The organism is Mesorhizobium sp. M0615, assembly GCF_040320805.1.
Taxonomy (GTDB): Bacteria; Pseudomonadota; Alphaproteobacteria; order Rhizobiales; family Rhizobiaceae; genus Mesorhizobium.
Map to the genome: position 1 here is coordinate 20,950 of NZ_JAMYQI010000030.1, position 6,417 is coordinate 27,366.

The following is a 6,417-nucleotide window of genomic DNA, read 5'->3' on the forward strand; positions in this document are numbered from 1 at the left end:
AGTGAATGCGGCGCTCCGGGCCGGCTTGGCCGGATTAAGAAGAGGCCTTGAAGGCCCGGGCATCGCTTTGGTTTGGTAGCCATTTCGGCGCTGAAGTCGGCCGGAGACCGGGGTCACAACTCGGCGCTTGTCGCGCTGTTTCTCGATCGCCGGCGATCGTCCCTCGACAATAGCGCGCTTCGCGTCGAGACACTTCTCTCGGGCAAGGGTAAGTGAGATTCCGCCCCGCCCATACCTGCCTAGATAGACCGTCTCCTGGCGTCCGTTGAGCCTGTAGTCCAGCCGAACCAGATCGCACCACTGGGCATCGCGCGGACATACATGCCGTCACGGTCTGCAATCTTATAGATTTTCTCTTTTGGTTTCAGTGCCTTAAGGGCGGCATCCGTCTGAAAAGTACCGTCAGTACAATTTCGAGGCTCTTCGGCAGAAATTTTGTTTTATCTTCAATTCCTTAAGGCATAAAAAAGTACCGTCAGAGCCTCATTGGATCTGACGGCACTTCGAAAAATCTGAGCTAGCAATATGCGGAAGGTCCGTCAGCCGGTCCGTCAATCCAATCTCTGCGCACCGATTGTCGCCGAATGGGTTTATATGTGTTGTCAAATAGTTATGGCGTACAATGGCGTGTTTTCGGCGGCGTTTGAGTGGGCCTGAATCACTCCCACTCGATGGTGCCTGGCGGCTTTGACGTCACGTCGTAGACGACGCGGTTGATGCCGCGGACTTCGTTGATGATGCGGGTGGCCGCCGCGCCGAGGAAAGCCATGTCGTAGTGGTAGAAGTCGGCGGTCATGCCGTCGACGGACGTCACGGCGCGCAGGGCGCAGACGAATTCGTAGGTGCGGCCGTCGCCCATCACACCGACGGTCTGCACCGGAAGCAGCACGGCGAAAGCCTGCCAGATGGCGTCGTAGAGGCCGGCCTTTCGGATCTCGTCGAGATAGATGGCGTCGGCCTCGCGCAGGATTTCGAGCTTTTCGCGGGTGATACCGCCGGGGCAGCGGATGGCAAGGCCTGGTCCGGGGAACGGATGGCGGCCAATAAAACTTTCGGGCAGGCCGAGTTCCTTGCCCAGTGCCCTCACCTCGTCCTTGAACAGTTCGCGCAGCGGCTCGACCAGCTGCATGTTCATGCGCGCCGGCAGGCCGCCGACATTGTGGTGCGACTTGATGGTCACCGACGGGCCGCCGGTGAAGGAGACGCTCTCGATGACGTCGGGATAGAGCGTGCCTTGCGCCAGGAAATCGGCGCCGCCGAGTTTCTTGGCCTCTTCCTCGAACACCTCGATGAACAGCCGGCCGATGGTCTTGCGCTTCGTCTCGGGGTCGGACTCGCCTTCCAGCGCGGAGATGAATTTTTCCGACGCGTCGACAAGGATCAGCGGCAGATTATAGTGCTGGCGGAACATCGCCACCACGCCGGCGGCCTCGTCCTTGCGCATAAGGCCATGGTCGACAAGAATGCAGGTCAGCTGGTCGCCTACCGCTTCGTGGATCAGCAAGGCAGCGACCGATGAATCCACGCCGCCCGACAGCGCGCAGATCACCTTGCCCTTGCCGACCTGTTTGCGAATTGTCTCGACCGCATGCTCGCGATAGGCGCGCATCGTCCAGTCGCCTTCGATGCCGGCGATGTTGTGCACGAAGTTTCTCAGCAGCCTGGCGCCATCCGGCGTATGCACAACTTCCGGGTGGAACATGATGCCGTACATCTTGCGCGCGACATTGCCGAAGATGGCGAAGGGCGAGCCTTCCGACTTGCCGAAGACTTCGAACCCCTTGGGCAGCGAGATGACGCGGTCGCCATGGCTCATCCACACCTGGTGGCGCTGGCCTGGCGCCCACAGGCCCTCGAACAGCGGGCTGTCCTTTTCGATCTCGACGAAGGCGCGGCCGAATTCGCGATGGTTCGAGCTTTCGGCGACGCCGCCCATCTGCACGCACATGGCCATCTGGCCATAGCAGATACCGAGCACAGGTACGCCGGCATCGAAGACGATCTGCGGCGCGCGCGGGCTGCCGATGTCCGATGTCGAGGCGGGACCGCCCGACAGGATCACGGCTTTCGGATTGATGCGCTTGAAGGCAGCTTCGGCCGATTGGAACGGCACGATCTCGGAAAACACGCCAGCCTCGCGGATGCGGCGGGCGATGAGTTGCGTAAACTGGCTGCCGAAATCGACAATCAGGACTGTATCGGGATGATTGGCTGTCGTCATGGCGAGCCTTTAGAGAAAGAAACGAGTCGGCGCAATGGGGTGCGCAACCCGACTTTCAGAGCGGCGCCGACTCTTGCCCAGGCTGCTCCTTGTGTAGCGTGCCGGAGCCGATGGCCTGTTCGAGCCGAGCGACCGCATCCGCCAGCTTCTCGTCGATGACATGCAGATATTCGGTCCAGTCGCCAACGTGGCGCAGATCGGCTGCACCGTCTGAAATGCCGCGCAGGCCGATAAGCGGGACATCGAACAACTGGCAGGCGCGCAGGCAGGCGAAGGTTTCCATGTCGACCATATCGGCGGCGATGGCGTCGTAGGCGGCGCCGGTGATGATGGCGCCGCCGGTCGACAGGCTGGCTTCTTTAATGCCCGGTATCCTGAATGATAGCGGGACGGTCACCGGCAGGTCGAGGAACGGCGTCGCGCCTTTTTCGAAGCCTAGCGGCGAAGCGTCGATGTCGCGATAGCTGACCGAGACCGCCTGGTAGATTTCCGTCTGCTCCAGTGTGCGGCTGCCGGCGGAGCCGAGCGAGACGACGAGATCGGGCAACGCCTTCTCGGATTTCAGCCATGACAGTTCGGCGCCGAGCCGCACACCTGCCTCTACCGGGCCGACGCCCGTCATCAGCGGCGTGAACAGTTTTTGCAGATGCGGACCGTACTCGGCCTGCGCCGCCATGACGAAGAGGACGTCCTTGCCACCAATTCGCGTAATTTTGGCCATCAGCCTGCTATCCCGTCACGGCCAACCACCGTCATCATCGTGCCGGTCATGGTCGCGATCAGCTTGGCCTCGCCATCGGCGGCAAAGGCGTACGCTTGGCCATCGGCGACAATGATGGTGCGGCCGGGTTTGGTCACCGAGCCGCGGAACAGGAAGCGTTCGCCCCGGCCGGGCGCCAGGAGGTTGACCTTGAACTCAATGGTCAGCACACCGGAATTTTCCGGCATCAGCGAAAATGCGGCATAGCCGCAGGCCGAATCCAGCGCCGTCGAAATCACCCCGGCATGCAGGAAACCGTGCTGCTGGGTCAGTGCCTGGGAATAGGGCATTTCGATCTCGATGATGCCCGGCGTCACAAGCGTCAGCTCGGCGCCGATGGTCGCCATCGCCTGCTGGCGGGCGAACGACGCCCTGACGCGGTCCTCATAATCGGGTGCGGGTACGATCTTTGCTGCCATGGCCATCGCCCTGATTTACCTGCAAAGCTTATCGCAGACGCCTGAACGCCACGCAAATGCTTTTGCTGCACTGCAGCAAAGCACTCAGTTCAACAGGAGCAGCGACGCGTTGAGCAAGGTGGCGAAGGCTACCCACGCGGCATAGGGCGCAAACAGCCAGCCGGAAACCCGATGGCGGTTCCACACCGTGGCTATGAACAGCGCAATGCTGGCGAGAAGAGCCAGGATCACGACCAGTGCCGGCCCCATCTGTTTGGCGCCGAAGAAAGTCGGCGACCACGCGAAGTTCAGAACAAGCTGGAGGGCCCAGATCTTCATCGCGGCGCCTGCTCGTTCCCGCTCCCATGTCCGCCAGCCGGCTACGGCGATCAGCACATAGAGGAGCGTCCAGGCCGGCGCGAAGACCCAGTTGGGCGGGTTGAAGGGCGGCTTGGCGAGCGAGGCATACCATTCACCCGGCAACGTCGCATAGCCGATCAGCAGGCCTCCGCCGAGCACCAGAATGAGGAAAAGCAGAAGCGACACATATCTTTGCAAGAATTCTACCCCGTCTGGCGGCCGACGCCGCGCATCTGCAACTGGCGCTATGTCAGCTGTCAATCGCAGCGTCAATTCGCCCCACGCAGCGCACAGAAATAGAACCCGTCGGTGCCGCTCAGCGCCGGCGACAGCGAGATGTCGCTTGTCTTGCCGATCCGGGCGGCCGCTGCGTGACCGGGGAAGCTGATATCCCAGAGCGCGCGATGATCGACCGGGACAAAGCCCTTGTGGCGCTCGCGAAAGGCGGCGATCTGCTCGCCATTCTCCTCGTCGAACACCGAACAGGTGATGTAGACCAGCAGGCCGCCGGGTTTGACATAGGCCTTGGCCGCGTCGAGGATCGCCGACTGCTCGCCCTTGCGGGCATCGAGCTGTCTCTGCGTCAGCCGCCATTTGGCGTCGGGACGGCGCCGCCAGGTGCCGCTGCCGGTGCAGGGCGCATCCACCAGCACGATGTCCATGTGGCCTGCGAGGGGGCTGAGCTCGGCCGGCTTGGTGACGACCTGGACGTTGCGGTTTTCCGAACGGCGGATGCGGTCGAAGATCGGCGCCAGCCGCGCCTTTTCGGCATCATGGGCGAAGACCTGGCCTTTGTTGGCCATCGCCGCCGACAGCGCCAGCGTCTTGCCGCCGGCGCCGGCGCAGAAATCGAGCACCTGCATCCCGGCTTGCGCGCCGGCAAGGGCGGCAACGATCTGCGAGCCTTCGTCCTGGACCTCGAACCAGCCTTTCTGGAAGGCCGGCTCGGCCTGTACGTTCGGGTGCCTGCCGTCGCCGTCGATGGGCGGGATGCGAATGCCTTGTGGCGCGATAGCGGCTGCCTTGGCGCCGGTTTCGGCGAGTTCCGCCAGCACTTTGGCGCGGTCGGACTGCAGCGTATTGACCCTGATGTCGAGCGGCGGGCGGGTCGCCAGGGCAGCACCTTCCGCAACCCAGTCTGTGCCAAAGGCTCGTTCGAACAACGGCGCGCACCAGTCAGGTATGTCCGCCCGCACCGCCTCCGGCGCGTCTTCAGGCCGGCGCTCGGCCAGCGCCTGCAACTCGGCGGCGCTGAGCAGCGGCGGCGCGAACTTGTCACCCTGGAGCGCATCGTTAAGCGATTGCGGCGTCTGGCCCCATTCGATGAGCAGCGCGCCGAAGCCGATGGCGCGGGGCGTGTCTTCACCCAAAAGCCAGCCGGCGGAACGTTTGTGGCGCAGCGCGTCGTAGACGATGTTGCCGATCGCCGCGCGGTCGCCGCCGCCCGCAAAGCGATGCGACAGGCCCCAATCTTTCAGCGCATCGGCCACCGGCCGGTGGCGCCGGCCAATGTCGTCCAGCACTTCAATGGCTGCCGCCAGCCGTCCGCCCAGTCGCATTCGTCATTCCATCTATCGAGCACAGTATCTTTCGGCCTGCTCTTAGAGCGTTTCGCGTCGAGATTGAACCCCGCTTGAATTTCGCGGCGACGAGGCCTTCCGCTCGCGGCCGACAATTTCCCCGCCGGCAAATGTCCGCCCGCCGGCGATAACAAATCTCAAATATATGCAAGGTCTCTAATGTTGGTAACTGGCCGCCGTAAGCACGATCTGTGGCGCAATTGCTCTGCTTTCCAAGCTTTTGCGTTGGGAATACTCTTTGCGCCATGATTCGCGGCGCGGAAAAGCGGACCGACGGATCGATACGAGGAGAGGGCAATGAAAACGTATCTTGCGGAAGTTCTAGGGACATTTCTATTGGTGTTTATCGGCACGGCGTCGGTGGCGACGGGTGGCTTTCTCGCCGACTTGCCGCTGGGCCAGGAAGCCATCGGCCTGGCGTTCGGCATCGGCCTGATTGCGGCGGCTTACGCGGTGGGTCCCATCTCAGGGCACATCTCAACCCGGCCGTCACGCTCGGCGTCTTCCTTGCCGGCCGGCTGCCGGCCAAGGATGTCATTCCTTACTGGATCGCGCAGATCATCGGCGCCATTCTGGCCTCGCTGGCGCTGTGGATCATCGTCTCCGGCCAGACCGGCGGGCACACCACCGGTTTCGGCGCCAATGGCTGGGACGTGGCGAAATGGGGGACGAGTTCGGCCTTCCTGTGGGAGCTGATCGGCACCTTCACCTTCGTCACCGTCATCCTCGGCGTCACAGCCGAGAAGCACTCGACGGCGTTCGCCGGCCTGGTCATCGGCCTGACGCTGGCCGGACTGCACTTCGCAATGATCCCAGTGACCGGCACCTCGCTCAATCCGGCGCGTTCGATCGGCCCGGCGCTGTTTACCGGCGGCGCAGCCCTCAGCCAGCTCTGGCTGTTCATCGTTGCGCCGCTGATCGGCGGCGCAATCGCTGGCGTCGTCGCCAAGGCACGCATCTTCGAAAAGGACTGATTTCGAAGCCTGCGAAAACGAAGGGGGGGGGGGGGGGGGCCCCCCCCCCGGGGGGGGGGGGGGCCCGGTGCCGCACCCCCACCCCGCTGCTTCGCAGCGACCCTCCCCACAAGGGGGAGGGTAA

The 6,417-nt window shown here is 63.1% G+C and carries 5 protein-coding genes and 2 pseudogenes; 1 reads left to right on the forward strand and 6 read right to left on the reverse strand.

All coding sequences use genetic code 11. The features are described 5' to 3' along the window. Positions 1-117: 117 nt before the first annotated feature. From NKI46_RS30130 to NKI46_RS30155, 6 genes and pseudogenes are all read right to left on the reverse strand, one after another. Positions 118-434, reverse strand: a pseudogene (locus NKI46_RS30130) (Arm DNA-binding domain-containing protein); the annotation flags it as partial. A 224-nt stretch (positions 435-658) separates the two neighbouring features. Further along, positions 659-2,221, reverse strand: a complete 1,563-nt coding sequence (guaA, locus tag NKI46_RS30135; protein WP_023738283.1) for a glutamine-hydrolyzing GMP synthase — start codon at positions 2,219-2,221, stop codon at positions 659-661. 55 nt (positions 2,222-2,276) lie between these two features. Continuing rightward, entirely contained in the window at positions 2,277-2,942 is a 666-nt protein-coding gene (locus NKI46_RS30140; protein ID WP_023745697.1) for a 5'-methylthioadenosine/S-adenosylhomocysteine nucleosidase, read from the reverse strand. Then, the gene (locus NKI46_RS30145) at positions 2,942-3,400 is read right to left on the reverse strand and encodes a PaaI family thioesterase (RefSeq protein ID WP_023701303.1); all 459 of its coding nucleotides are present in this window, start codon (positions 3,398-3,400) and stop codon (positions 2,942-2,944) included. The genes NKI46_RS30140 and NKI46_RS30145 overlap by 1 nt, the downstream gene beginning before the upstream one ends. An 84-nt stretch (positions 3,401-3,484) precedes the next feature. Then, a complete protein-coding gene (locus NKI46_RS30150; RefSeq protein WP_023738282.1) occupies positions 3,485-3,937 on the reverse strand; it encodes a TspO/MBR family protein in 453 nt (150 codons plus the stop codon). A gap of 71 nt (positions 3,938-4,008) precedes the next feature. Next, positions 4,009-5,298: an RsmB/NOP family class I SAM-dependent RNA methyltransferase gene (locus tag NKI46_RS30155; RefSeq protein ID WP_352461178.1), complete on the reverse strand. Its 1,290-nt coding sequence runs from the start codon at positions 5,296-5,298 to the stop codon at positions 4,009-4,011. A 318-nt stretch (positions 5,299-5,616) separates the two neighbouring features. Here NKI46_RS30155 and NKI46_RS30160 point away from each other — a divergent pair. Continuing rightward, positions 5,617-6,293 (forward strand): annotated as a pseudogene (locus NKI46_RS30160) (MIP family channel protein). Positions 6,294-6,417: the final 124 nt, after the last annotated feature.

Bases quoted from the DNA above. Each gene is read 5' to 3' on its own strand.
- guaA (WP_023738283.1), bottom strand. From the start codon at position 2,221: ATGACGACAGCCAATCATCCCGATACAGTCCTGATTGTCGATTTCGGC.
- NKI46_RS30140 (WP_023745697.1), bottom strand. From the start codon at position 2,942: ATGGCCAAAATTACGCGAATTGGTGGCAAGGACGTCCTCTTCGTCATG.
- NKI46_RS30145 (WP_023701303.1), bottom strand. From the start codon at position 3,400: ATGGCAGCAAAGATCGTACCCGCACCCGATTATGAGGACCGCGTCAGG.
- NKI46_RS30155 (WP_352461178.1), bottom strand. From the start codon at position 5,298: ATGCGACTGGGCGGACGGCTGGCGGCAGCCATTGAAGTGCTGGACGAC.